General features: G+C 66.6%; 16 protein-coding genes and 3 pseudogenes. 11 read left to right on the top strand and 8 right to left on the bottom strand.

Translation table 11 applies throughout. The annotated features are described in order from the left end of the window. The first annotated feature begins 12 nt into the window (after positions 1-12). The 4 genes from ACIIOY_RS19545 to ACIIOY_RS19560 all read left to right on the top strand — a co-directional run bounded on the left by ACIIOY_RS19545 (position 13) and on the right by ACIIOY_RS19560 (position 10,817). Positions 13-1,398 carry an NAD(P)/FAD-dependent oxidoreductase gene (locus tag ACIIOY_RS19545; RefSeq protein WP_411036347.1) on the top strand — a complete coding sequence of 462 codons (1,386 nt, stop codon included), beginning with the start codon at positions 13-15 and terminating at the stop codon, positions 1,396-1,398. A gap of 12 nt (positions 1,399-1,410) precedes the next feature. Further along, a complete protein-coding gene (locus ACIIOY_RS19550) occupies positions 1,411-1,770 on the top strand; it encodes a cupin domain-containing protein (protein ID WP_411036348.1) in 360 nt (119 codons plus the stop codon). Positions 1,771-1,812: 42 nt separating this feature from the next. Continuing rightward, positions 1,813-3,807 carry an oxidoreductase gene (locus ACIIOY_RS19555; protein ID WP_411036349.1) on the top strand — a complete coding sequence of 665 codons (1,995 nt, stop codon included), beginning with the start codon at positions 1,813-1,815 and terminating at the stop codon, positions 3,805-3,807. Between the two features lie 224 nt (positions 3,808-4,031). Beyond that, complete coding sequence (locus tag ACIIOY_RS19560) at positions 4,032-10,817, top strand: beta strand repeat-containing protein (protein WP_411036350.1); 6,786 nt, start codon at positions 4,032-4,034, stop codon at positions 10,815-10,817. 46 nt (positions 10,818-10,863) lie between these two features. Here ACIIOY_RS19560 and ACIIOY_RS19565 read toward each other — a convergent pair whose 3' ends face one another. Next, positions 10,864-11,556 carry a LysR substrate-binding domain-containing protein gene (locus tag ACIIOY_RS19565; protein ID WP_411036351.1) on the bottom strand — a complete coding sequence of 231 codons (693 nt, stop codon included), beginning with the start codon at positions 11,554-11,556 and terminating at the stop codon, positions 10,864-10,866. Between the two features lie 29 nt (positions 11,557-11,585). Then, positions 11,586-11,771, bottom strand: a complete 186-nt coding sequence (locus ACIIOY_RS19570) for a LysR family transcriptional regulator (protein ID WP_411036352.1) — start codon at positions 11,769-11,771, stop codon at positions 11,586-11,588. 185 nt (positions 11,772-11,956) lie between these two features. Here ACIIOY_RS19570 and ACIIOY_RS19575 point away from each other — a divergent pair, with 185 nt between their 5' ends. After that, on the top strand, positions 11,957-12,838 hold the full coding sequence (locus ACIIOY_RS19575) for a DMT family transporter (protein WP_411036353.1): 882 nt from the start codon (positions 11,957-11,959) through the stop codon (positions 12,836-12,838). Positions 12,839-12,955: 117 nt separating this feature from the next. Here ACIIOY_RS19575 and ACIIOY_RS19580 read toward each other — a convergent pair whose 3' ends face one another. Then, positions 12,956-13,906, bottom strand: coding sequence for a LacI family DNA-binding transcriptional regulator (locus tag ACIIOY_RS19580; RefSeq protein WP_411036354.1), 951 nt, complete (start codon positions 13,904-13,906; stop codon positions 12,956-12,958). A 367-nt stretch (positions 13,907-14,273) separates the two neighbouring features. Between ACIIOY_RS19580 and ACIIOY_RS19585 the strand changes: the two genes are divergently transcribed. The 5 genes and pseudogenes from ACIIOY_RS19585 to ACIIOY_RS19605 form a co-directional block, all read left to right on the top strand. Then, positions 14,274-15,221 (top strand): 2-hydroxyacid dehydrogenase, encoded by a 948-nt coding sequence (locus ACIIOY_RS19585; protein WP_411036355.1) that lies wholly within the window; start codon positions 14,274-14,276, stop codon positions 15,219-15,221. Positions 15,222-15,231: 10 nt separating this feature from the next. Next, positions 15,232-16,263 (top strand): L-idonate 5-dehydrogenase, encoded by a 1,032-nt coding sequence (locus tag ACIIOY_RS19590; protein WP_411036356.1) that lies wholly within the window; start codon positions 15,232-15,234, stop codon positions 16,261-16,263. Positions 16,264-16,272: 9 nt separating this feature from the next. Beyond that, on the top strand, positions 16,273-17,028 hold the full coding sequence (locus ACIIOY_RS19595; protein WP_411036357.1) for an SDR family oxidoreductase: 756 nt from the start codon (positions 16,273-16,275) through the stop codon (positions 17,026-17,028). A 1-nt stretch (position 17,029) separates the two neighbouring features. Then, positions 17,030-17,548 carry a gluconokinase gene (locus ACIIOY_RS19600; RefSeq protein WP_411036358.1) on the top strand — a complete coding sequence of 173 codons (519 nt, stop codon included), beginning with the start codon at positions 17,030-17,032 and terminating at the stop codon, positions 17,546-17,548. Continuing rightward, positions 17,545-17,679 (top strand): annotated as a pseudogene (locus ACIIOY_RS19605) (NAD(P)-binding domain-containing protein); the annotation flags it as partial. The gene ACIIOY_RS19600 and the pseudogene ACIIOY_RS19605, both read left to right, overlap by 4 nt. A gap of 165 nt (positions 17,680-17,844) precedes the next feature. On the opposite strand, the pseudogene ACIIOY_RS19610 reads toward ACIIOY_RS19605, so the two are convergent. Further along, positions 17,845-18,559: pseudogene (locus ACIIOY_RS19610) on the bottom strand (SDR family NAD(P)-dependent oxidoreductase). Here ACIIOY_RS19610 and ACIIOY_RS19615 point away from each other — a divergent pair. Continuing rightward, positions 18,507-18,866 (top strand): annotated as a pseudogene (locus tag ACIIOY_RS19615) (helix-turn-helix domain-containing protein); the annotation flags it as partial. The pseudogenes ACIIOY_RS19610 and ACIIOY_RS19615 overlap by 53 nt on opposite strands. 299 nt (positions 18,867-19,165) lie before the next feature. Here the strand turns inward: ACIIOY_RS19615 and ACIIOY_RS19620 are convergent. The 4 genes from ACIIOY_RS19620 to ACIIOY_RS19635 all read right to left on the bottom strand — a co-directional run bounded on the left by ACIIOY_RS19620 (position 19,166) and on the right by ACIIOY_RS19635 (position 25,629). Continuing rightward, the gene (locus ACIIOY_RS19620; protein ID WP_411036359.1) at positions 19,166-20,272 is read right to left on the bottom strand and encodes a siderophore-interacting protein; all 1,107 of its coding nucleotides are present in this window, start codon (positions 20,270-20,272) and stop codon (positions 19,166-19,168) included. Further along, positions 20,266-22,428 (bottom strand): TonB-dependent receptor, encoded by a 2,163-nt coding sequence (locus tag ACIIOY_RS19625; protein ID WP_411036360.1) that lies wholly within the window; start codon positions 22,426-22,428, stop codon positions 20,266-20,268. Before ACIIOY_RS19625 ends, ACIIOY_RS19620 begins: the two co-directional genes overlap by 7 nt. A gap of 155 nt (positions 22,429-22,583) precedes the next feature. Beyond that, positions 22,584-23,570, bottom strand: a complete 987-nt coding sequence (locus ACIIOY_RS19630) for a helix-turn-helix transcriptional regulator (RefSeq protein WP_411036361.1) — start codon at positions 23,568-23,570, stop codon at positions 22,584-22,586. Between the two features lie 487 nt (positions 23,571-24,057). Further along, positions 24,058-25,629, bottom strand: a complete 1,572-nt coding sequence (locus ACIIOY_RS19635) for a CYTH and CHAD domain-containing protein (protein ID WP_411036362.1) — start codon at positions 25,627-25,629, stop codon at positions 24,058-24,060. Between the last annotated feature and the right edge of the window lie 158 nt (positions 25,630-25,787).

Raw genomic sequence — 25,787 nt, forward strand, 5'->3', positions numbered from 1 at the left:
AAAGCACATCCCATGGACGTCAAGACCAACGGCAACATCTCCTTCTGGTATGCCGATATCGGCGGCATTCCGCAGAGGCGCCCGGCCCTTCCCGGCGACCGCGAGGCCGATGTCTGCATCATCGGCGCCGGCTTCACCGGCCTCTGGACCGCCTACTACCTCAAGAAGGCCGATCCTTCCCTTAACGTCGTCGTCGTCGAGCGCGAATTCGCCGGCTTCGGCGCCTCGGGACGCAACGGCGGGTGGCTCTCCGGCGGCTTCGGCTGGTCGCGGGAGAAGTACCTCAAGACCTCGAGCCGCGGCGCCGTCATCGACATGCAGCGCGCCATGGCCGGCACGGTGGACGAGGTGATCCGCGTCACGGAGGCGGAAGGCATCGACGCCGACATCCTGCGCGTCGACAACCTCACCGTCGCCACCAACCGGCCGCAGCTCGACCGGGCCCGCGAGGAATACCAGTTCTATCTCGACTGGCAGATGCCGGCCGAGCGTATCGAGATGCTTTCCGCCGAGGAAGCGGCAAAGCGCATCCGCATCGCCGACGTGAAGGGCGCCTTCGTCATCCGCGACATGGCGCGCGTGCAGCCGGCCAAGCTGGTGCGCGGGCTCGCCCGGGTGGTGGAGGGCCTCGGCGTTGCGATCTTCGAGGGCACCTCCGTCACCGGTTTCGAGAAGGGCCGCGTTGCGACCGACCGCGGCACCGTGCGGGCGCCGGTCATCATCCGCGCCACGGAAGGGTTCACCGCCGGATTCCCCGGCGAGGAGCGCACCTGGCTGCCGCTCAACAGCGCCCAGATCGTCACCGAGCCGGTTCCCGACGCGCTCTGGAAGGAGATCGGCTGGGAAGGCCACGAACTGCTCGGCGATGCGGCGCATGCCTATTGCTACGCCCAGCGCACCCGCGAGGGCCGCATCACCATGGGCGGGCGCGGCGTGCCCTACCGCTTCGGCTCGAAAACGGACGTCAACGGCCGCACGCAGCAGGCGACCATCGACGCGCTCCACGGCATCCTGACCCGCCTGCTGCCGCAGACGAAACCGCTCAGGATCGACCATGCCTGGTGCGGCGTGCTCGGCGTGCCGCGCGACTGGTGCACGACCGCCGGCTTCGACCGGGCGAGCGGCATCGGCTGGGCCGGCGGCTATGTCGGCCTCGGCGTCTCCTCCTCCAACCTCGCCGGCCGCACGCTCGCCGACCTCGTGCTGGGCCGGGAGACGGACCTGACGGGTCTTCCCTGGGTCAACCGCACGGTGCGCAAGTGGGAGCCCGAACCGTTCCGCTGGCTCGGCGTGCACGCCATGTACCAGCTCTACCGGATCGCCGACGAGCGCGAATCCGCCGGCCTGCCGCGCACATCGAGGCTCGCGGCCATCGCCGACAGCATCACCGGCCACTGAAGGACCCTTCCCATGATCAGTTTCGAGAGTTTCGGCGACCTCCTTTCCCTCGACCTCGGCGCCTTCGCGCCGAAGCCGACCTCCATTGAGGGCGACCAGCAGGAGGCGGCCATTGCGCTCTGGACCAGCCCGGACGGCAAGCTGGAGACCGGCGTGTGGGAATGCACGCCCGGCCGCTTCACGGCCGACCGCAGCCAGAACGCCGAAATCTGCCACTTGCTTTGCGGCCGCGTGACCCTGCACAACGGCGACGGCACCACCCGGCAGATCGGCGCCGGCGAGATGTTCGTGCTGCCGCATGGCTGGCGCGGGGAATGGACCATCCACGAGCAGACCCGCAAGATCTACACCATGGTCGCAGGCGGCGTCTGACGCCGCCTGCACCGCAAGAGCATGACGGGAGGAGGAACCCCGATGACCGACGTCGCCCTGGCCGGCGAGACGATGGCGCACGCGCCATCCGCTTTCCCGCACCTGTTCCAGCCCTTGAAAATCCGCGGCGTGACGCTGAAGAACCGCATCATGTCGAGCGGCCACGACACGACGCTTCCGACCGACGGCCTCGTCAACGACGCGCTCCTTGCCTACCACGCCGCGCGGGTCAAGGGCGGCGCCGGGCTGATCGTCAGCCAGGTGGCGGGCGTGCACGAGACGGCGCGCTACACCTCGCACATGCTGATGGCGACCGAGGACGAGTGCATCGACGGCTACCGCCGGCTCGCCGAGCTCTGTCACGCCGGGGGCTGCGTGCTCTTCTCGCAGCTCTTCCATCCCGGCCGCGAGATCATGGAAGGCGGCGACGGCCTTCTGACGGTCGCCTATGCTCCGTCCGTTTCGCCGAACGAGCGGTTTCGCGTCATGCCGCGCGCGCTCGACCGGCGCATGATCGACGAGATCGTCGCCGGCTACGCAGCGGCGGCCCGGCGCATGCATGCGGCCGGCGTCGACGGGGTGGAATTCGTGGCGAGCCACGGCTATCTGCCGGCGCAGTTCTTCAACCCGCGCGTCAACCGCCGCACCGACGGCTACGGCGGCACGCTGGAGAACCGGCTGCGTTTCGCCGTCGAGGCGCTGGCAGCGATCCGGGCGGCGACGTCTGAGGATTTCGTCATCGGCATGCGCATCAGCAGCAGCGAGCGCGACGAGCAGGGCCTTTCCGACGACGAGGCGCTGGAAATCTGTCGCCGGCTGGAACCGATGCTGGACTATGTCAGCATCACCGCCGGCACCTCGGCCTCGCTCGGCGGGGCCGTGCACATCGTGCCGCCCATGGCCTATCGCGCGGCCTATCTTTCCGGCGATGCGGCGCGGTTCCGCAAGGTGCTCGGCATCCCCGTCTTCGTCACCGGCCGCATCAACCAGCCGCAGGAGGCAGAAGCGGTGATCGCAGGCGGGGCGGCGGATGTGTGCGGCATGACGCGGGCGATGATCTGCGACCCGGAGATGCCGGATAAGGCGCGCGAGGGCCGCACGGAGGACATCCGCGCCTGCATCGCCTGCAACCAAGCCTGCATCGGCCATTTCCATCGCGGCGTGCCGATCTCCTGCATCCAGCATCCCGAAACCGGCCGCGAGCTGAAGTTCGGCACGCTGGCGCCGGCCGCCCGGCCGAAATCGGTGATGGTGATCGGCGGCGGGCCGGCGGGGCTGAAAGCCGCCGCCGTCGCCGCGGCGCGCGGCCACCGGGTGACGCTCTACGAGGCGGCCGGCCAGCTCGGCGGACAGGCGCTGCTCGCCCAGCAGCTTCCCCGCCGCGCGGAGTTCGGCGGCATCGTCACCAACCTCGCCCGCGAGGTGGAGCTGGCCAATGTCCGCATCCAGCGCGGCGTGCGCGTCGACCGGGCGCTGGTGGAGGCGGAAAGGCCGGACGCGGTGGTCCTCGCCACCGGGGCAAGGCCCTACCGGCCGGAAATCCCGATCGACGACAGCATCCAGGTGGTCGACGCCTGGCAGGTGCTGCGCAGAGGGGTCAAGACCGGCAGCCGCGTGGTCGTCGCCGACTGGCGCTGCGACTGGATCGGCCCCGGCATCGCGGAGCTTTTGACCAACGAGGGCTGCAGCGTCGACCTCGCCGTCAACGGAACCCATCCCGGCGAGCTTCTGCCGCTCTACGTGCGCGACAACATCGCCGCCGAGCTTCACCGCATCGGCGTGCGCGTCACGCCTTATGCCCGGCTCTACGGCGGCGACGGAGGCACGGTCTACATGCAGCACACGGCCAGCGACCAGCCGATCCTCTTCGAGGACGTGGAGACGCTGGTGCTCTGTCTCGGCCACGCGCCGGCCGACGATCTGGCGGCCTCGCTGCACGGCCTCGTGCCGGAGCTGCATGTCATCGGAGACAGCCTCGCCCCGCGCACGGCGGAAGAGGCCGTCTACGAGGGGCTGAAGGTCTCCGCCGCCCTCTGACGTCCCGACACCCGCACGGCCGTGCGGCTTGCCGCGATCTTCCGCAAAGGATCGCGGAGGAATGCCGCCGCCGGCTCCCGGCACGCGGCCGCCGGAAAGCCGGTCGCCGGGCCCGGCGGACGAAGGCGTACCTTCAGGTTCAGGCAAGCTCATCCCTGTATCGAGCAAGCTGCCGGAACACGTGGATTTGGTGTTCTTTCGTTTCCTTTTTCCAGGACTTTGCCATGACGTCGATCGTTTCCTCGCTCAGCATCAGCCAGATCCGGCAGCTCACGGAATCGGCGATCCAGGGCTGGTCGACGGAAGACGTGGCATCCCTTTCCACCAGCCAGATCGGCGCGTTCTCGTCCCGGCAGATCGCCGCGCTGGAGGTGGAGGACATCGAGATCCTCAGCGCCGGCCAGATCGGCGCGATCGCGCAAAACGCCATCGTCGGCCTCTCGCTGGACCAGATCGGCGCGCTCAACAGATATGCCGCCGGCCAGATCGAAAGCCTGACGACCGCCCAGGTCGCGGTCCTGACGACGGGACAGATCGGCAAACTCTCACCCGAGCAGGCGGAAGCGCTGACGGCGTCCCAGGTCCGGGTGCTGAGCGCGGCCCAGCTCGCGGCGCTCGACCCGCAGGACCTTGCGACCTTCTCGACCGAAGACATGGCCGCGATCAGCTACAAGGCCGTGCAGGGATTGAGCAACGCGGCCATTGCCGCGCTTTCCGCCGAGCAGATCGGCGCGCTCGCCCCTCTTGCCGTCGCGGGCCTCACCCAGTCCCAGGCCGCCGCCCTGACACCCGAACAGATCGAGGCGATGACGACGGAGCAGGTGGCCCTCCTGAAGCCCGCGCAGATCGCGGCGCTGAGCGAGGGAGCGGTCAAGGCCTTCTCCGAAGAGCAGATCGCCGCGCTCAGCACCGGCGCGGTCACCGGCCTAGCGCCATGGCAGATCAGCGCGCTCGAAACCTGGCAGGTCGAGGCATTGACTCCGGCGCAGGTCAAGGTGCTCACCGCGCAGCAGGTCGCCGCCATCAGCGCCGATGGCCTTGCCACCTTCTCACCCGAGGACATCGCGGCGATCTCCAGCAAGGCGCTGCCGGGCCTGAGCATCGGCGCGATTGCGGAATTCTCCACCGCCCAGGTCGCCGCGCTCAGCCTGCAGACCATCCAGGGCCTGACGGTCGCGCAGATCGCCGCGCTCAGCGCCGAACAGGCCGCGGCACTGACGCCGGCGCAGGTCGCCGCCATGAGCGCGGCGCAGATCGCGGCTTTCAGCCCCGAAGAAATCGCGGAACTGCCCGGCGAGAGCTTCGCCGCCATATCGACCAAGGCTCTGCGCGGGCTGAGCACGGCGGCGGTCGCGGCGCTGACCCCCGAACAGGCCGCAGCGATGACCGCCGCCCAGGTCGCCGCCCTCGACGCCCGGCAGGTCACCGCCCTTGCCACCGAAAGCATCGCCCAGCTCTCCACCAGCAAGATCGCGGCCATGAGCAGCGCCGCCGTCAGGGGGCTCACGGCCACGCAGATCGGCAGCATGAGCCTCGCGCAGATCGAGGCCTTCCTGCCGAGCCAGATGAAGGGCTTCACCGCCCAGCAGATCGCCGCCCTCGACAGCGACGGCATCGCGACTTTCTCCGCGGCGGATATCGCCGCGCTTTCGGCAAGCGCGCTTTCCGGCCTCAGCCCCGAGGCCATCGCCGGCCTGACGACGCAGCAGATCGCCGCGCTCAGCGTCAAGGCGGTCGCAGGCCTCACGACGCAGCAGATCGGCATGCTCGACGCGGATCAGGTCGAAGCGCTCAATCCCGCCCAGATCAAGGCGCTGTCGGCAGCGCAGATCGGCGCCCTGCATCCCGACACCCTCAAGGGCTTTTCCAGCGCCGACATCGCGGCCATCCAGAACGGCGCGCTCGCCGGCCTCGGCGCCGATGCGCTCGCCGTGCTTTCCACCGACCAGATCACGGCCCTGACCGCCGCCCAGATCGGCGCGCTCAAATCCGCCCAGATCGCCGCCCTCGACATGGAGCAGATCGAAGCCCTCACGCCGGCACAGGTGAAGGCCCTGAATGCCGCACAGCTTGCGGCGCTGTCTCCGGAAGCGCTTGCCGCCTTCTCGACGGCGGACATCGCCGCGCTCAACAGCCGGGCCGTTTCCGGCATCGCCAGCGCCGCGATCGCCGAGCTTTCGGCCGACCAGATCGGCGCCCTCACCACCGCCGCCCTTTCGAGCCTCACGGTCGCGCAGATGCGCGCGATGAGCGCCCTGCAGATCGAAGCGCTCTCGCCCACGCAGATCGCCGTCTTGAAATCCGGGCAGCTTGCCGCCATGGACCCCGATGCGTTGGCGGCGCTTTCGCCCGCCCACATGGCCGCGATCAACAGCAAGGCCGTCACGGGCCTGCCCACCTCGGCCATCGCCGCCCTGACGCCCGAACAGATCGCCGCGCTCAGCCCGAACGTCGTCGCCGGCCTCTCGACCAGCCAGATCGGCGTGCTCAGCACCGCGCAGATCGAGGCGCTCACGCCCGACCAGATCCGCGCGATGAGCGCCAGGCAGATCACGGCGCTCGGAGCGGAAGGCATTGCGACCTTCTCCACCGCAGACATCGCGGCAATCGGCGTCAAGGCCATTCCGGGCCTGAGCAGCACCGCCCTCGCCGAGCTTTCCTCCGGGCAGATCGCGGCGTTGACGGGCGCTCAGATCGGCGGCCTCACGCCGGCGCAGATCACCGCCATGGACGGGGCCTTCCTCGCCTCGCTGACCACGGCACAGATCGCGGGCATCGGCACGAACGTGATCGGCAGCCTGACACCCGACCAGATCGAGGCGCTGACGACGGCGCAGATCGAGGCGCTGACCTCGATGCAGGTCAAGTCCCTCACGTCCGCGCAACTCGCGGCCCTCAGCGCGGCGGACATCGCGACGTTCTCGACGGCCGACATCGCCGCGATCGCCAACAAGGCCATCGCGGGCCTCAGCGGCGAGGCCATTGCCGGCCTTTCCCTCGCCCAGACCGCAGCCCTCAGCCGCGCCGCGCTGGCCAGCATGACGGCGGCGCAGGTCGAGGCGCTCTCGACCGCCCAGATCGCGGCCCTCTCCACGACGCAGCTCAACGCCTTCACCTCCACGCAGGTTTCCGCGCTCGAACCCCAGGACATCAGGGCGCTTTCGTCCGAGCAGATCGCCGCCCTCACGAGGAGCGCCATTTCCGGCCTCGCCCCGGATACCTTCGCCTCGCTCACCTCCGCGCAGATCGCTGCCTTGAGCACGAGCGCCTTCTCGGGACTGACGCCCGACCAGATCGAGGCGCTGAGCTCGCTCCAGGTGAGCCAGCTTTCCACCGCGCAGATCCGGGCGCTTACGGCCGCGCAGGCTGCCGCGCTCGACAATGACATCAAGGCGCTCTCCTCCGAACAGATCGCCAGCCTCGGCGCGGCGGCCATCGCCGGTTTGCGTCCCGACCAGATCGGCGCCCTCGGCTCCGAGCAGGTCGCAGCCCTCACCACCGCACAGATCGGGGCGCTCTCCTCCGGACAGGTCGCCGCCCTCAACGTCAGCGACGTCGCTGCGCTTTCGACCGCGCAGATCGCCGCGCTCAACGCCTCCGGCGTGTCCGGATTGACATCCGGCCAGATCGCCGCCCTCAGCGCGGCCCAAATGGGCGCCCTCGGCACCAAGCAGATGGCGGCGCTCACCTCGGCGCAGATTCCCGCCTTCGGGACCGACAAGATCGCCGCCCTTTCGACAGCGCAGATCGCCGCGCTCAACGCGGGCAGCATCGCCGGCTTCACCTCGCAGCAGCTCGCGGTGCTCAGCACCAGCCAGGCCGAGGCCCTGACCAGCGCCCAGGTCGGCTCGCTCAACTCCGAGCAGATCGCCGAATTCGGCACCGACGACATCGCCGCCTTCTCCACGAAGGATATTTCGATGATCAGCTCCAGCGCGATCCGCGGCCTGTCGGCGGCGACGATCGCGTCGTTCTCGACCGCGCAGATCGCGGCCCTGAGCGCCGCCGCCATCGGTGCCATGACCACCCAGCAGATCGCGGCCCTGAGCACCGCCCAGGCCGAGGCGCTCACCAAGGTCCAGATCGCCGCGCTGAACTCCGGGCAGCTTGCCGCCCTGGGGCCCGACGACATCGCCACATTCTCCGTTCAGGAGATGGGCGCCATCACGTCGGGCGCGATGCCCGGCCTCTCGACCGACGCCATCGCGGCCCTTTCGACGGCACAGATCGCGGGCCTGAGCTCCACCGGCATCGCCGGGCTCACCACGAAGCAGATCACCGCGCTCAACGCGGCGCAGGCCGAAGCGCTGACGACCGGCCAGATCGGCGCCCTGAGCGCCACGCAACTCGCCGCGTTCTCGACCGACGAGATCGCCACCTTCGCGACCCGGGAGATCGCCGCCATCGGCGCGGAAGCTATCGCCGGCCTCTCGACGGCGGCGATCGCCTCGCTCTCCACGGCCCAGATCGCCGCCCTCAGCACCGCCGTCATCGGCGGGCTGGAGCCCCGGCAGATCGCGGCGCTTACCAGCGAGCAGCTCGATTCGCTGACGCCGGAGCAGGTCCGCGCGCTCGGCGCCCGGCAGATCGCCACTCTCGGACCGGACTATATCGCGACGCTTTCGCCCGCGCAGGTCGCCGCGCTCAGCACGGCGGCCATCTCCGGCCTCTCCCCCGAGCAGGTCGCCGCATTCACGACCGCGCAGGCCGAAGCCCTCACCCCGGCGCAGGTCGCCGCCTTCAGCGCACGCCAGATCGCCGCGCTGGACATGGACAAGCTCGGCACGTTCTCCGTTGCCGACATGGCCGCGATCGGCTCGGGCGCGATTTCGGGCCTGTCGACGGCCATGCTCGCCTCGCTGACGACGAGCCAGATCGCGGCGCTCGGCCCGGCCGGCCTTTCCGGCATGACGAGCGACCAGATCGCGGCCCTTACGACCGCGCAGATCGAGGCGCTGACCCCGGAACAGATCGGCGCTCTCGGCTCCAGGCAGGTGGCGGCCCTCGGCACGGACGACATTGCGGCGCTTTCGCCCGAGCAGATCGCGGCCCTCGGCACGGCAGGCATCGCCGGCCTAACGGGCGCGCAGATCGGCGCCCTTTCTGCGGCCCAGGCCGAGGCGTTGACGGGCGCGCAGATCGCCGCGCTGAACTCGTCGCAGATCGCCGCGCTCGGCACCGCGAACCTCGAAACCTTCACGCCCGCCGAAATCGCCGCGATCAGCTCGCGCGCGGTCGCGGGCCTTCCGACAGCGGCGATCGCCGCCCTCACCACGGCCCAAGTCGCCGCGATCAATGTCGCCGGCCTGACGGGCGCCCAGGTCGCCGCCCTCAACGGCGACCAGCTCGAGGCCCTGACGACACTGCAGATGGCGGCTCTCGGCTCCACCCAGGTCGCCGCCCTCGGCACCGACGACATCGCATTGCTGTCCCCCGAGCAGGTCGCGGCCCTCAGCACGGCCGGCATCGCAGCGCTCGGCACTGACCAGATCGCGGCTTTGAGCACCTTGCAGGCGGAAGCCCTGACGAGCACGCAGGTCGGATCGCTGAGCTCGCGGCAGATCGCGGCGCTCGGCGCGGATGACCTTGCGCTGTTTTCGGCCGACGACATGGCCGCGATCGGCCCGCGGGCGATCCTCGGCCTTTCGACCGGCATGATCGCCTCGCTCACGACCGCGCAGATCGCCGCGCTCGGCACGGCCGGCGTCTCCGGCCTGTCGAGCGAACAGATCGCCGCGCTCAATGCCGACCAGGTGGAGGCGCTCACCGCCACGCAGATCGGCGCCTTCACCTCGCGCCAGATCGCCGCATTCGACTCCGGCGACATCGCGCTGTTTTCGACCGCCGAGATCGCAGCGATCAGCGCGGTGGCGATCTCCGGCCTGTCGGCGGCGATCCTCGCCGGCTTCTCTCCCGAAAAGATGGAGGCCCTCAGCCCCGACGGCATCGGCGGGATGACAACGGGCCAGATCGCGGCGCTCAGTCCAGGCCAGGTGGCCGCCCTTTCCACCGCGCAGGTCGCGGCGCTCACCTCAAGGCAGGTGGCGGCGCTTGCCGTCGAGGACATCGCGGCCCTGACGCCGGGACAGGTCGCGGCGCTGAGCGCAAGCGGCATTGCCGGCCTTACCGGCATGCAGGCCGCGGGCCTTACCTTCGAGCAGGCCGAGGCCTTCTCCACGAGCCAGATCGCGGCGCTGACCGCGGCGGCGCTTGGCGGCCTTTCGAGCGAAGCGCTCGACACCTTCTCCACGGACAAACTCGCGGCGATCGGCGCGAACGCCATCAAGGGCCTGCCGCCAAGCTATGTGGCGACGCTTTCGGACGCCGAGATCGCCGCGCTCGGCACGGCGGCGATCGCCGGCCTCGGCAGCGCCCAGGTGGCCGCGCTCTCGGTCGACCAGCTCGAAGCCTTCTCGCTTGCCCAGATCGCCGCGCTGAGCGTGCCGGGCACGGCCGGCCTCACCCCGGCGCAGATGCAGGCGATCTCGACCGAGGAACTTGCGGCGATGAGCGCCGCCGCGATCAAGGGTCTCTCTTCCGCGGTCGTCGGCGCGCTTTCGACGGAGAGCGTGGCGGCGCTGACCACAGGCCAGATCGCAGCCCTCACCTACGGCCAGGTGAGCGCCATGAGCGCGACGCAGGTCGGGGCGCTCTCGACCGACCAGGTTGGCGCGCTGACGGCAACGCAGGCCGCCGCCCTCGGGGCCGACGACCTCGGCACCTTCTCCGTGGAGCACATCCTCGCGCTGAGCGCGAATGCCATCTCGGGGCTGAGCACGGCAGCGCTCGCCGGACTTACCGCCGAGCAGGCGAACGCCTTCACGCCCGGCCAGCTCTCCGCGATGACCTCGGCGCAGATCGACGCCCTGCCGCGCGGCTCCGGCGCTTCGGCGACGGCCTTCAGCACCGCCGGCAGCCAAAGCACCGGGACCTTGCCGGAAGAGCCGCAGGCCGCCGGCGATCCGCAGGCCGAGATCGCGGCGATCATTTCGTCCTATCTCGAAGCCTGACCCGCGGACGGGCCGGCCTGAACGAGGCCGACATCCGGATCCCGCGTCAGCCCTGCATGCTTCGCGTGAACTCCCGTACCTCCCGCAAAATCCAATCCCGGAAAGCGCGGACCTTCGGGTGATCCTGATTGCCGATCTTGTAGATCAGGTCGTAGCCCCATGCGACCTCAAGCTTCGCCTGCGGGAAGAGCGGTATCAAGCGGCCGGCGGCAAGGTCCTCCGCGACGAGGACGCTCCGGCCGAGCGCGACGCCCACCCCGCGGACGGCCGCATCGATGGACATGCTGCCATGGCTGTATCCGGGGCCGCGCCTGCCCGGATACGGAAGCCCCATCATCGCGAACCACCGCTCCCATGTCGTGGTCATCCCGATCTCATGGATGAGCTGGCATTTCGCCAGATCGTCCATCGCATGGAGCCCGCCCATCCGGTCGCGATAGTCCGGAGAGCACACCGGAGAGACCGTTTCGTTCATGATGCGCTCGGCTGCCGCGAAGGCATAATCGCCGTCTCCGTAGCGCAGCGCCACGTCGACATGGCCTGCCGCGAAATCCACGGGCGCATCGGTCACTTCCAGATGGATGTCGAGGTCCGGAGACGTTGCCATCAGGCGGTGAAGGCGCTGCGTCAACCACTTGCTGGCAAAGGAAACGCTGCAATTGACGACCAGACGGGACGTGTCGTTCCTTCGGCGCAACGCCTCCGCCTCACGCGCCAGTTCCGACAAGAGCCGCGTCACGGTGCTGAAGAAGGCCTGCCCCGCTTCGGTCAGTTCGATCCTGCGGTCAGACGGCGAAAGAGCGGCACGCCGAGATAATCCTCCAGCGCCTTGATCTGTCGGCTCACGGCACCGTGGGTCAGGTGAAGCTCCTGTGCGGCGAACGTCATGCTCAGGCGCCGGCCCGTTGCCTCGAAGGCCCGGAGCGTCTGGAGCGGGGGAAGCTGGTCGGCCATGGGCATATGCGTGATCTGAAATCACGCGTCCTGTGAGAACAAATGGTTTGTCGGACGGGTAAATCCCGGCCTACACATGACACAGTCGCAAGCGAGTGCCAATCCGCAAGGCCCTGGAAGTGTCACAGAATTCCCTTGACGTAACCGTCACGCCGCAACCGTTCACCTCGACAGGCTCCCTCTCGATGAGGAGCGTCGGAGCCATGTTCCTGCTGGCGCTGATGTGGGGGCTGTCGATCCCGATCACCAAGCTCGGCCTCGGCAGCATTCCCCCCATGACACTGACGGCGCTCCGCTTCATGGTCGCCGTGCCGCTCATGATGTTCCTGGCTCGACGGGAACTGCGGGTTCCCGCAAAGGCAGTTCTTCCCATCATCGGCCTCGGCGTCATGGGCATCACGCTCGGCAACGTCGCGCAGTCCTTCGGCGTGCAAGGCACGTCGTCCTCCGTTGCGACCATCCTTTCGGCAACCATCCCGCTGTTCATCGTCATCCTGGCCGCCATCCGATTCAGGCAGCCGGTCACGCCGCTGCAATGGAGCGGCCTCCTGGCCGCCTTCTTCGGGATCGCCCTTGTCGCCGTCGGCAGCGGGCCGGGTGTCGACGACATGTCGAGGACGACGGTCTCCGGGGTCGTCCTCATGCTGATCTCGTCCTCCGGCATCGCGGCCTATTACATCTGGAGCGCGGAACTGACGGAGAAGTACGGCCTGATGCCCGTGGCGGCATGGAACATGCTCGTCGGGCTGGTGACGGTCCTGCCGCTTGCAGGCTGGGAAATGGCCCGGCAGCCTGTCGACATCACGGCGCAGGCTCTGGCGGCCATCATCTATCTCGGCGTCGTCGTCACCGTGATCGGGCTGATCCTGTGGCTCCACCTCCTGAAGGTCGTTCCCGCCCGCATCGCCGCGAGCGTCCAATACCTGCAGCCTGTCTTCGGCATCGGCGCCAGCGCGTTTCTGTTCGGTGACAAGCTGGGACTGCTGTTCGCCGCAGGCGTGACCCTTGTGCTCGCCGGACTCGCCCTCGCCGCTGCGGGTAAACGTGCCAACTCCCAGTCGGGATGAAAGTTCGGCAAACTTATATCCCCCGCTCGGTTACTCCCCGAGCGACTTGGCCCGCCCCAGTGGCGGGCCTTTTTCTTCCGCATCGCAGATCGACAGAAAAGTGCGATAAAGGACTTATCAGCGGCTGCTGCCGCGCACGATCAGCTCCGGTTCGATGGTGATGTGGGTGACGTCGGCCCGGCCGTCGATAAGGTCGAGGATCAGGTGGCCGGTGCGTTCGCCGATCTCCCGGGCCCGGGCATCGATCGTGGTCAGGGCGGGCACGCTGATACCGCCGATCTCGTAATCGCCAAAACCGCCGATGGCGATGCGCTCCGGCACTTCTATGCCGCGGCGTTGACATTCCGTCAGCGCGCCGAAGGCCGATAGGTCAGAGACGCAGATCACCGCGTCCGTATCGGGATACTCGGCAAGCAGCCGCGCCATGGCATTGGCGCCCTCCCGCATCGAGATCGGCGGCGCGCCGGCATCGATCAGCCGCGATGCATCGAGGCCATGGTCGCGGAGCGCGGCGATGAAGCCGAGGCGGCGGTCGCTGCCACGCGTATCGCGGCTAGCATCACCACCGATGAAGGCGATGCGGGTATAGCCGACCGCCACGAAATGATCGACCATGCTGCGTACGGCATCCGCGTTCGAGAAACCGACGAAATGTCTGATCGGATCGGCCGGCACGTCCCAGGTCTCGATCACGGGCACATTGGCTTTTTCGAGCATTTTTCGCGCGCGCGCGGTGTGCTTGCCGCCGGTGACGACGATTGCCTGCGGCTTGCGGCGCAGGAGCTGCTCGATCAACCGCTCCTCCTCCTCGGTGTCGTAGTTGGTATAGCCGAGTAGGATCTGGAACCCCTGCGCGCTCAGCGTCTCGGAAAGCCCGCCCACCGTGTCGGCGAAGTTCGCATTGTTGATGGAGGGTATGGTGACGGCAATGAAATCCGTCTTCTGGGACCTGAGATTGGAAGCGGTGGAATCGAAGACGTAGCCGAGCTCCTCGGCCGCCTTCAGGATCACGTCCCGGGTATCCTTGTTGATCAGACTGCCGGATTTGAAGGCACGTGACACGGTCATGGGGGAAACGCCCGTCTTCCGGGCTATGTCCGCCATGGTGGGGGCCTTGCCGCTCCGCATATTCCTGCCTCGTTATCGTTACCATAGCGTAGCGCAGCGCGCTGTCCCTTCGCAAGCAGCCCCGGCGCGGAGGCTGCATTATCCCCACGCGGACCGTTCAGGCCGCATCCGCGCCGATGGAGGCGACGGTGCGGGCCTTGGCGGCGGCGCTCTTCAGCGAGAGGTAGGGCGAGCCGGCCATGCGGAAGGAGGCGAGCGTCACGCCGCTGGGGCGGTTTCTGCACGGCATAGCGAGGTAAAATAGGGCTGGACATTTCCTCGAAGCGGATTATGTTATCGATAACAAAACTTCCCCGAAGGAGCCCCCATGCCGAAGATCGAGTTATTGCAAGTCGGCCCTTACCCATCGTGGGACGAGGAGCGTCTGGACGCGGCCTTTACGATGCACCGGTATTTCGAGGCTTCGGACAAGGCGGCGTTCCTGGCGGAGCGTGGGGGGAGCATCCGCGGGATCGCGACGCGCGGCGAGCTTGGGGCGAACCGGGCGCTGATCGAGGCGCTGCCGAAGCTGGAGGTGATCTCCGTCTACGGCGTCGGCTATGATGCGGTGGACCTTGCCGCCGCCCGTGAGCGCGGCGTCCGCGTCACCAACACGCCGGACGTGCTGACCAAGGACGTCGCCGATCTCGGCATCGCCATGATGCTGGCCGCGGCGCGCGGCGTGATCGGCGGCGAGGCGTGGGTGAAGAGCGGCGACTGGGCGACGAAGGGCCTTTATCCGCTGAAGCGCCGCGTGCACGGCAAGCGCGCCGGCGTGCTCGGCCTCGGCCGCATCGGCTACGAGGTGGCCAAGCGTCTCGCCGGCTTCGACATGGACATCGCCTACAGCGATACCGGCCCGAAGGATTTTGCCGGGGACTGGACCTTCATCGCCGATCCGGTAGCGCTTGCCGAACGCTCGGATTTCCTCTTCGTCACGCTTGCCGCCTCGGCCGAGACGCGCCACATCGTCGGCCGGAAGGTCATCGAGGCGCTGGGGCCCGAGGGCATGCTGATCAACATCTCGCGCGCCTCCAACATCGACGAGGCGGCGCTGCTCGATGCACTGGAAAGCAAGGCGCTCGGTTCGGCCGCGCTCGACGTGTTCGAGGGCGAGCCGAACCTGAACCCGCGCTTCCTCGCGCTCGACAACGTGCTGCTCCAGCCGCACATGGCCTCCGGCACGGTGGAGACGCGCAAGGCCATGGGCCAGCTCGTCTTCGACAACCTGTCGGCCCATTTCGCCGGCCGGCCGCTGCCGACGCCGGTTCTTTAAGGAGAGGCCCATGAAGGCGATCGTCATCCATGCGGCCAGGGACCTGCGCGTCGAGGAGCGGGAGCCGGAGACGCCGGGCTCCGGCGAGGTGGAGATCCGCCTTGCAAGTGGCGGCATCTGCGGCTCGGACCTGCACTATTACAACCACGGCGGCTTCGGCACGGTGCGGCTCAAGGAGCCGATGATCCTCGGCCATGAGGTCGCCGGCCATGTCGCGGCCCTCGGCGAAGGCGTGTCTGACCTTGCCGTCGGCGATCTCGTCGCCGTCTCGCCCTCGCGGCCGTGCGGGGCGTGCGACTACTGCCTGAAGGGCTTGGCGAACCATTGCTTCGACATGCGTTTCTACGGCTCGGCCATGCCCTTCCCGCATATCCAGGGGGCCTTCCGCGAGCGCCTGGTGGCCAAGGCCGGCCAGTGCGTGAAGGCCGAGGGGCTTTCGGCCGGGGAGGCGGCGATGGCCGAACCGCTGTCGGTCACGCTGCACGCCACGCGCCGGGCCGGCGAGATGCTGGGCAAGCGGGTGCTCGTCACCGGCTGCGGGCCGATCGGCACGCTGTCGATCCTCGCCGCAAGGCGGGCGGGTGCGGCCGAGATCGTCGCCGCCGACCTTTCGCAAAAGGCGCTCGGCTTTGCCCGCACCGTCGGCGCGGACCGCACGATCAACCTGTCGGAGGACCGCGACGGGCTTGCCGGCTTCAGTGCGGACAAGGGATATTTTGACGTCCTCTACGAATGCTCGGGTGCCCAGCCCGCGCTCGTTGCCGGCATCCAGGCGCTGCGCCCGCGCGGCGTCATCGTCCAGCTCGGCCTCGGCGGCGAGATGAGCCTTCCCATGATGGCGATCACTGCCAAGGAACTGGACCTGCGCGGCTCCTTCCGCTTCCATGAGGAGTTCGCCGTCGCCGTGAGGCTGATGCAGGGCGGCCTCATCGACGTGAAGCCGCTGATCACCCATACGCTGCCTCTTGCCGAGGCCCAAAAGGCCTTCGAGATCGCCTCGGACAAGGGGCAATCGATGAAGACGCAGATCGCGTTCGGTTAAGGAGGGGACATGAGCATCCAGCTGTTCGACCTGACGGGCAGGCGCGCCCTCGTCACCGGCTCCTCGCAGGGCATCGGCCTCGCCTTGGCGAAAGGACTTGCCGCGGCCGGCGCGGAGGTCATCCTCAACGGCCGCGACGAGGCCAAGCTGGCGGCGGCCGCAAACGCGCTCGGCGCAAGGCAAACGCTCGCCTTCGACGCCACGGACCACGAGGCCGTGCGCACGGCGATCGACGCCTTCGAGGCGGGGACCGGCGCCATCGACATCCTCGTCAACAATGCCGGCATGCAGCACCGCACGCCGCTGGAGGATTTCCCCGCCGATGCCTTCGAGCGCATCCTGAAGACCAACATCTCCACGGTCTTCAATGTCGGCCAGGCCGTCGCGCGCCACATGATCGAACGCGGCGCGGGCAAGATCATCAACATCGCCAGCGTGCAGACCGCGCTTGCCCGCCCCGGCATCGCCCCCTATACCGCGACCAAGGGCGCCGTCGGCAACCTCACCAAGGGCATGGCGACGGACTGGGCCAGATACGGCCTGCAATGCAACGCCATCGCGCCGGGCTATTTCGACACGCCGCTCAACGCCGCGCTCGTCGCGGACCCGGCCTTCTCCGCCTGGCTGGAAAAGCGCACGCCGGCCGGCCGCTGGGGCAAGGTCGAGGAACTCGTCGGCGCCTGCATCTTCCTTGCCTCCGACGCTTCCTCCTTCGTGAACGGACACATACTCTATGTCGACGGCGGCATCACGGCCTCGCTCTGAGATGCCGAACGCCTCCGCACACAGGCGCATCGTCCTGATGGGCGTCGCCGGCTGCGGCAAGTCGGCCGTCGGCGCCGCGCTCGCCGCCCGCCTCGATGCGGTCTATCTCGACGGTGACGACCTGCACCCGCCGGAAAACATCGCCAAGATGCGCCGCGGCGAGCCGCTCACCGACGAGGATCGCTGGCCCTGGCTCACCCTCGTCGGCCGGACGCTTGCCGACCCGCACGGCACCCTCATCCTCGGCTGCTCGGCCCTCAAGCGCCGCTACCGCGATCATATCCGCAAAGAGGCCGGCGCACCCGTCATCTTCGTCCATCTTGCCGGAACGAAGCAGCTCATCACCGCCCGCATGGCCGCCCGTACCGGCCACTTCATGCCCACGACCCTCATCGACAGCCAGTTCGACGCCCTCGAGGCGCCAACACCAGACGAACGTCCAATCACAATCGACATCAATGCGTCGCTGGAGGCGATTGTCAGCGCCATCGCGGCCGAACTGGAGGAGACACCGGCATGAGCAACAGGGTAGCGCTGATCGGCGCGGGCGCCATGGGCGGCGCCATCGGCACACGGCTGGTGGAAACCGGCAACCGCCTGACCGTCTTCGACCCCGGTCCGGAAAAGGTGCAGGCGCTGTCGAAATCTGGATGCCATCCTCGCGCTGGCAGATGCGGCGCGACAGGAATCCCGGCTGCGTCTCGAGCCAGGCGTTGATGTCCGCATTGGCGGCGATGAAGTCTTCCATGTCGATGCCGTCCGCAAGGCGGAAGGTGGTGATCTCCACCGCTTCGGTCATGCGGTTTTCCCTTTCGATCAGATGATGTAGCCGCCGCTGACCTCGATCGTCTGGGCGTTCACCCAGCGGTTCCGGTCCGACAGCAGGCTAGCGACGACGCCGGCGACCTCCTCGGGCTCCCCGACGCGGCCGAGCGCGGTCTGCCCAGCAAGCAGCGTCTCGAATTCCGCGTTCAGCCCGCCGCCGAGCTCGGTGCGGATCGGTCCTGGCGCGATCGCGTTCGCCCGGACCGAACTCCTTGGCCTGGTAGCGGGTCAGCACCTCCAGTCCGGCCTTGAAGCTGGCGTAGGGCGCGACGCCCGCCGTCGCCACGCGGGAGGTCGCGCTGACCATGTTGACGATGTGGCCGCCATCGACCATCAGCGGCAGCAGGGTTTGCGCGAGGAAGAACGGCCCTTTCAGATGGACGTTGAACAGTCCGTCGAACTCCGCCTCGGTCACCGTCTCGATCGGGCTGTAAAGTCCGAAGCCGGCATTGTTGACGAGGAAATCGAAGTCCGTGCGATCCCAGACGGATTTCAGCACCTCTTCGACAGCGGCGCGGAAGGCGGGAAAGGATGCGCTGTCCGCGACGTCGAGCGGCAGTGCCGCCGCCTTGCCGCCATTCGCGGCGATGCGTCCGACGACCTCCTCGGCCTTCTGCGGGCTGGCGTTATAGGTGAGGATCACCCCCATGCCGCTCGCAACGCCCGACACGGCCCTGTCGCGGATTTCCGTCGCGATCCGGTGGATACGCGAGAATTTCGCGAAGCCCTTGCGCGTCGAGGCGCTGGCCGGGATGACGGCGCTCAGCGTCTCCGCCTTCCATCGCCACTTCAAGGCCGTCACAGCGCTGAGCCCGCTGCAATATCAGAAGCGCATACGCCTGCTGCAGGCCCGCTCGATGCTTATGGCCGGCGCGGGAAACGTCACCGCGGTCTCCTACGGCGTCGGCTACGAAAGCCCGACCCAGTTCAGCCGGGAATATGCCCGGCTGTTCGGCCTGCCTCCTTCACGGGATATCGCCCGGTTTCGCGAGCCTCAGCGCGATTTCGCATAGTGATCGAAGCGCGGAGGCGGCCCCTCCCCTCTTCGATCCAGGCGAGCTTGTCGGAGACGTAGGCGATCATGCGGTCGATATCGTCGCGCTGCAACTGACGATTCCAGGAATTATCTTCGTGTTGGTCGGCCTGCTGAGCTGCGTAGTTTTCGCGGTTTCGGCTGGAGCTATTGCGCCCTGGGGGCACGCTTGGCCCTCCAAGAGCGATAGAAGTTCTGTATCATCGCGGGTTCCAAAGGGCCGTGGCGGGTCCTGGTACCAGATTCCTGGCGAACATGAAGATACCGACGCGGGACTTTCTAATCGTCGCCGAGCTTCCAGTACCCACGCACCCGGTTGTTGCTGGCCGCAAGCGAGTGCCGAGTTCGAAGAAACACGCGCACCATCTTCGCGTCGCTGTGTTCCAGCGCTCCCCAAGCCGCATCCAGAGGACCGAGCGTTCGCAACAGAGCTTCGACGCGCTCCTTTCGTTCCTCGCCATCGGCCACAATTCGGTAGACCTGGCTGTCTTCGGGAATGAGCGAAGCATCAACATAGTCCTGCTCGGCTTCGCTCCTGGAGATCAGTACCAGTGTGGGAGGAAGCGGGTTGCGCCAATTTTCCAGGACGGCCGCCAGAGCGGGCATAGCCGTCTCATCGGCGATTAACAGCACCCTTCCTTCGTGAACATGGTCCGTTTTTTCGCGGTACTCGGCCGTGCTTTTCACCATGTCTCCGGGTGCCAGGCTTCTGGCCCACACGCTGCCCGGTGAATCGCCGTGCGTGTAGACGTCGATCCAGGCGAGGCGATGCGCGCTGTCGTCATTCTCTGCGGGAAAACTGGCACGCAGGGTGTAGTACTTCGACTTGCTGTACATCGAGTTCAGCAGTTTCCTGCGCGCTGTCGGCTTGAGCCATTTCATCACCGTCAGCATGCCGCGAAACCACAGCCGCATCATCAACGGCATGTCGGAGTACTCGACGTCCTTGTTCTGACGGGTCGGCCTGAGCGCCTTGAGCGAAAAGAAGAACGCATAGCCGGGCTCGTTAGCGGGCAGCGGCCTATCGGTGGTGAACACCAAACGCAGCATGTTGGCGCTCAGCGTCTGCCGCTCAACGAAACGGAAATAGCGCGTCTTGGTCCCTGGAGGTAGTTTCCGTTGCCTGACCATGGCCTGGTAGGCCAGAAACAGGATCTTGTCCTCGGCATCCCCGGTCATCGAGAACGCATGCAGATGGCTGCGGCTACCGGCCGGTGTATCGACCTGCAGCTTCAGACCAGAATCGCTTACGTCCAGCAACGTCGCCCGTTCGGCATCAGCATCGATGAATACCTGGGCGATACTCAGGAGCTCGTCCTGATGATCGTCGTTGACGTGCTCGATAACGTCAGTCAGTCCCTGTCTGTCCACGGTCGAAGTCACCATTTTATGCTGGTGCCGAGGCCGACAATCCGGCCGCGCCCGACATAGGCGACGGTTGCCCCAGGCTGTACCGGTGCAGCATAGTGGACTGGCCGCTCATCGAGCAGATTGTTGGCGAAGGCGTAGACGCTGATATTGCCCCTCTCCCAACCAAGACGCGCGTTGACGATATGATAGGCGTCCATCTTGCCGGTATTGGTGAAGTCCGTGTAGCGGGTGCCGACGAACTGGTAGCTCGCCGAAGCCGTGAACTCTCCGGGAATTCCGATACTCTCCGCGTCCACGCGATAGTTTATGCCGAGATTGGCAGAGAAGGACGGTATCTGCGGGACCTTGTTGCCTTCGATTGCGCCGGCCGCTGCCGAACCCGCCGACACGTTGACCAACTCCGACTGGATGGCGGCAAAGCCACCTGTCAGCTCGAGCCCGTTTGGGAGCGTCGCGGTGACACCGGCTTCGACGCCGTAGCTGCGGTAGTCCTGGTTGGCATAGTAGAGAGTAAGCGTCGACGGATTGAAGAAGCTGAGTTGTCCGTCCTTGACGTCGTTGTAGAAGACATTGGCGTTGAAACGCAGATCGTCGGTGACCTGGGCCTTGACCCCGACCTCATAGGTCCATGACGTGGCCGGATCGAAGGGCAGCGCGGCGACGCCAAGGGGCGCATAGTCCGTAGATTTCTGGAAACCGCCGGATGCATATCCTCGCCCGACCGAGGCATAGGTCATGATATCTTCGGTCCACCTGTAGGATAGTGCCAGGCGACCGGTCAGATAGGTGTCGGAGACGCTGTCGTCCTGTGAAAATGCTGGAATCAGCCCAAGGGTGCCGTTGGAGGTGTAGCGGGCGTTCAGTTCCTGACGGTCATGCGCGAGCCGTAGTCCGCCCGAGACCTCCCAGCGCTCGCCGAGCGGGACGCTGGCGTCAGCGAAGATTGCAGCGGTCTGGCTGGTGATGTCGTTGTCGTTGCTGCCGTTGCCGATCGGCACGTAGTCGGCATGCATGTCGCGCTTGAAGGAATAGTCCGACCGGAAATAGCTGGCGCCGACCACCCACTGCCAGGGTGCGCCTTCCGCGGAGTTCAATCGAAGCTCCTGGTTGAATACCCTTTCATGCTCGTTGTTGCGAATGTAATCCCTTGCCGGATTGTTGAAGACGAAACATGGAAACCCGGTGATCGCACTGAAGAGCAGGCAATCGGTCGAATCGTTGTCGCTCTTCAGCCGGATGTCCTGATAGCTCGTCGTCGAGGTGAACCGCGCGGAGTCGAAATCCTTGCTCACCGTCACCGAACCGTGAGCGACCTTCTGCTGGTTGAAAGGCCGGACGTCTGATCCGCTCACGGGAAAGTCCGGGACCTCCAATAGAATGTTCGATGGATCGCGGCGTTGATTGCGGCTGAAGCCTCCGGTGACGTCGATGGTGAAGGTATCGTCTGGTGTGAAGCGCAGCGTGCCGCGCGCCGCGCCGATCCTCGCTCCGCCGTCGGTGCCGCCGATCACTGTATTGGGGATATCACCGTCGAAATTCTCGAAGCGCACCACACCCCGGCCCGCAACGGCGTCGGGAACGATCCAGCCGCCTGCAGTCCCCCGGATGAAGCCGTAGCCGTCCGTGCCGCCTTCGGCATCCAGCCTGAACTCGCGTGTTCCGTCCGCAGGTTTGCTCACGACATTGATCGAGCCGCCCATGGCGCCGCGCCCGAAAGTCGTTCCCTGCGGCCCGCGCAGCACCTCGACGCGATCAAGGTCGAGTATCGGCGCGTTGAGCCAGGACAGGCTCGTGGGAACGCCGTCGATGGAAATGCCGACGGTGCTATCCAGCGGGTTCTGAGCCACTCCGATGGTCGCAATGCCGCGCATGGTCAGGTAGCCGTCTCCGAAACGGGCAAAGTCGATGAAGTTGGTCCCAGGGGCCGACCTAGCGATCGCCGCGGCGCTGTCAAGCGTTGAAGCTCGAACCTCATCCTCCGTCAGGACGACCGCCGACATAGGCAGGCGCGCCTCGGTCTCATCGCGTTTCCGGCCGGTGATGACAATCGAATCGAGAACGGTTACTTCACCGCCCTCCTGTGCATTCACCGTGAACGTGATGCCGCCGGTGAGCAACAGAGCGAGAGCTGTACTGGAGAGGACGGCGCGGCGAGTGGTCTGAAATGACAATGTTCGGCCCCCGATACCCATCGGGCGGCGACAGGCTCTACTGTTGGCAGACCGATGGAATTAAGTTGAAACTATTACTCATCTTTAACCGGAGAGCCAAAATTCCGCCACGTGGCAGTCGTCGCGCGGCGTTGAAAGATCGTCGCGCGACGCAATTAATCGAAGCGGGCCGAGCGCTCGGAAGTCGGCGGATGCCCGAACTGCCTTTTGTAGGCCGCAGCGAATGCGGAGGGACTTGAAAAGCCGACCTTCCGTCCGGCATCCGCTACGGACAAGCCGTGCTCGGCGAGAAGGATGCGCCCCATGGTCAGGCGCTGTTCGCGAACGTAGCCGAAGATCGTCGTGTCGAAAACCGTCCTGAAGTTTGCCTGGAGCGTCGTGATGTTCACGCCGACCCGCCGCGCGAGCTCCAGCGTGGTGGGAGGCGAGATCAGATTGCCGTCGAGAATGTCGCGCGCCTCCATGACGCGATCGTAGTGGCGCTTACCCAAGGTTGCCACCAGCTGTCCCTGCCGGCTCAACTGATCCGCAACCTCTGTAACCAGGAAAAGCGTGTTGCTCTCAAGGAAAAGCTCGCCGAGCTGGCCGTTGTAGGGGTGGTTCAAGGTCATCCTCGCACGCTCAACTAGGCTCGGTGAGCGCGCAAGGGTTTCGATGCGAAAATCACTGGTAAGAAAGTCGTGCAAGACCGCAAGGCCATCGTCGGCAAGGTCGTTCGCAAAACGGTCGAAGAAGCTCGGTTTGATCATGAAACCGGCGCTGGAGCTCCTGCGTGAGACGGCGGGTGTCCACCGGCACGAATTGCGTTTCCCATAGCCGACGAGAACAGGGCGATGCAGGGACTTGGCCACACGATGCTGCTCGCCGATCATCATTGCCTCCGGTTCGCCCTCAAGCAGGAGCCCACAGACAAGCGAAGGCTCGACACTCACGACCAGGTCCTGATCGACGAGATACGTGACGTCGTCCGCTGTGACCGTGAGTCCGGGCTGGACCTCCCGAAACAGCATCCGGCCTGAGAAGACGGGCGTCTCCATGAAGGCGGGCGACATGTCGACAGGCTCGACTCCAAGCGCGGACTCGGCACTGCTGCGCAGCAGTTCGGACGGTGTGAAGCTGCGCTCCGACTGGTGAAGTGTCATGAGATATCCTCTGACCGCATGGTCATCCTCCACAAAAAGGACAGGCGCTGGAATGTCGGATTGGCTTTCGCGTGGGGAATCGGATGCGAGGCTACAGCCAAACCGGCCGCACGAGCAATCCCGCCACCGTCTGAAGCCAGGCCAGGAGGCCGAATGACGTGTCACTATCCATTCGCCCTGATAGCAACAGGCCGACATTGGGAGATCATGACACGAGCAGAAATCCGCCATCGGTGGCTGGCCGGCCACTGAAGGCTTTATATCGAAGCATTACCTGTCCAGCTCAAGGCGACGCGGCGCGAACTTGGTTTCCAACAGCACTTCATGGACGACCGTGACGAAGTCGGCGCGAGGCTCTGCCGGTACGGTGACGGCGGAAAACGGCACCAGCGAATCCGGGCCGGACGAGGACGCCCGGCTGGGCCAGCAGATAGCGGCCGGCCTTGACGGCCATGTGAAAGCTTTATGGAACGGGCCGCCGCTTCATTCAGCGCCAGAAGCGTCTGGCGTCGCAGAAGGTGTCATACGCCTCCACCGCGGCCTTCAGCATCTTCGCCTCGTCCGCCCTGCTTTCCGGCACCTCCGTTTCGGGGAGAATGACGCCGGCCTCGGCGAGGTGTCTCGATGTGTTCGCCCTGTCGTTCAGCATGCCAAGCGCATCCTGCAACGTTTTCAGCGTTTCGAGAAAATGACCGTAGCGGCGCTGCTGTTTCCTGCCATGGAACAGGCAGGCGAAGAACTCGGCCGCATAGCGCAGTTTCTTTGCGTCCTTGCGCAACCTATGGCGTGCCTCGTCGTCGAGATCGGCAAGGTCGCGGCCGTGTTTCTTCACCTTCCGCCGCAAACGGCCGAGCGCGGAGATCGCGAAATCGCGCAAGGGCATCGCGCGCATTTCCGCGGAAGAAGGGCGATGGCGCCAATCGCCACAGGCAAGCCATTCCGACAGGTCCAACATCAACGCCCGCGCCCGAGGCGAAGCGAGGGCAGCGGCCGCCTTGTCGAAAGCCTTGCGGCGCGACTGCTCAAGGGCCGCGCGTTCCGCCGCATCCCGCCGCTCCGGTATCAGGACGTCGAGATCGCGCACCGCGCCCAGCACGCCGGCGAGCCAGCGCAGCCCGTCCTTCAGGCGCTCCAGCGCATCGTCCCCGGCCACCGGCGCAAACGCCGTCAGCGCCGAGCGCAGGCGCCGGAGAGCAACCCGCGCCTGATGCACCACCTCCACGTTGCCGCGTTCGAACAGCGCCTCGTTCAGCCTGAACTGGCGAATGCAGGAGCCGGCGATGGCGCGAAATGCATTCTCCACCCCCATATCCTCTGACAGATGGACCGGCTCGGCCGCGGCGGCGATGAGGGCGGGGCCGCGCAGCCTGTAACCCCGCTCCGCCTTGGTGAACACGCCGAGACGCAACGGCGCCTGGGCGTCGATTCGGCGCGCATAGGAAAAAAGAGTAGCGGGATCGCCCGCCTTCAGCTCCAGTTCGATCTCGCAGACAGGCGTGTACCTGTCACCGGCGACGATCTCGCCGCGATCGAGCGCCAGCTCGATCTGCGCCCCCTGCCAGACGACGGGCCATGTCAGCCGCGTGACGGCGATCTCGAACACGGGGCGCAGCATTCCGGCTCGCGCGCCGAGAAGCGCCTTCACCGGCGTCGTGTCGTCGAGGACAGGCACATCGTCCTCGACGGTCTGCTCCCATTCCGGACGCACGAAGAGGCTGGCCACGCTCTCGCCCACGGCCTTGACGGTCTGGATGCGACGGTCGCCCGTCCGGCGAATCCGGAGCGAGAAGCCGGCGGCGCCAAGCTCTTGCTCCGGCGTGTCGAAATAGATCGCCCTGAGCTCCGATACGGCAGGCTCTGCCGGCAGGAGACCGGAAGATAGAAGCGCCTCCGCGGCCTCGGGCGTCATGTCCAGTTTCAGTTCGATCTCCGATGCCAAAAACGGCCTATCTCCAAAAGTCATTGCCTGTAAGGTACCCGGTCGTGAGCGATGCCGATCACACCACGCGAAGCTTGCGAAGACGCCCGCCCAGCCAGCGCCATGCCGAAGCTCACACACAACCCTTTCTTCGATGCCGCGGCCGGCGCATGCTACGTCCGGCAGTGGAGAGAAACAACGAATGGCGTGCCTCCGCAATCCGAAAGCCGCGGAAACACTCCGGCGAGTCCCGGCACTAAGAGCTCCGAAATCAACGCAGCCGGATAGCCGCGGCGTTC

Origin of the sequence: Shinella agrisoli, assembly GCF_046557955.1 — a bacterium.
Lineage (GTDB): Bacteria > Pseudomonadota > Alphaproteobacteria > Rhizobiales > Rhizobiaceae > Shinella.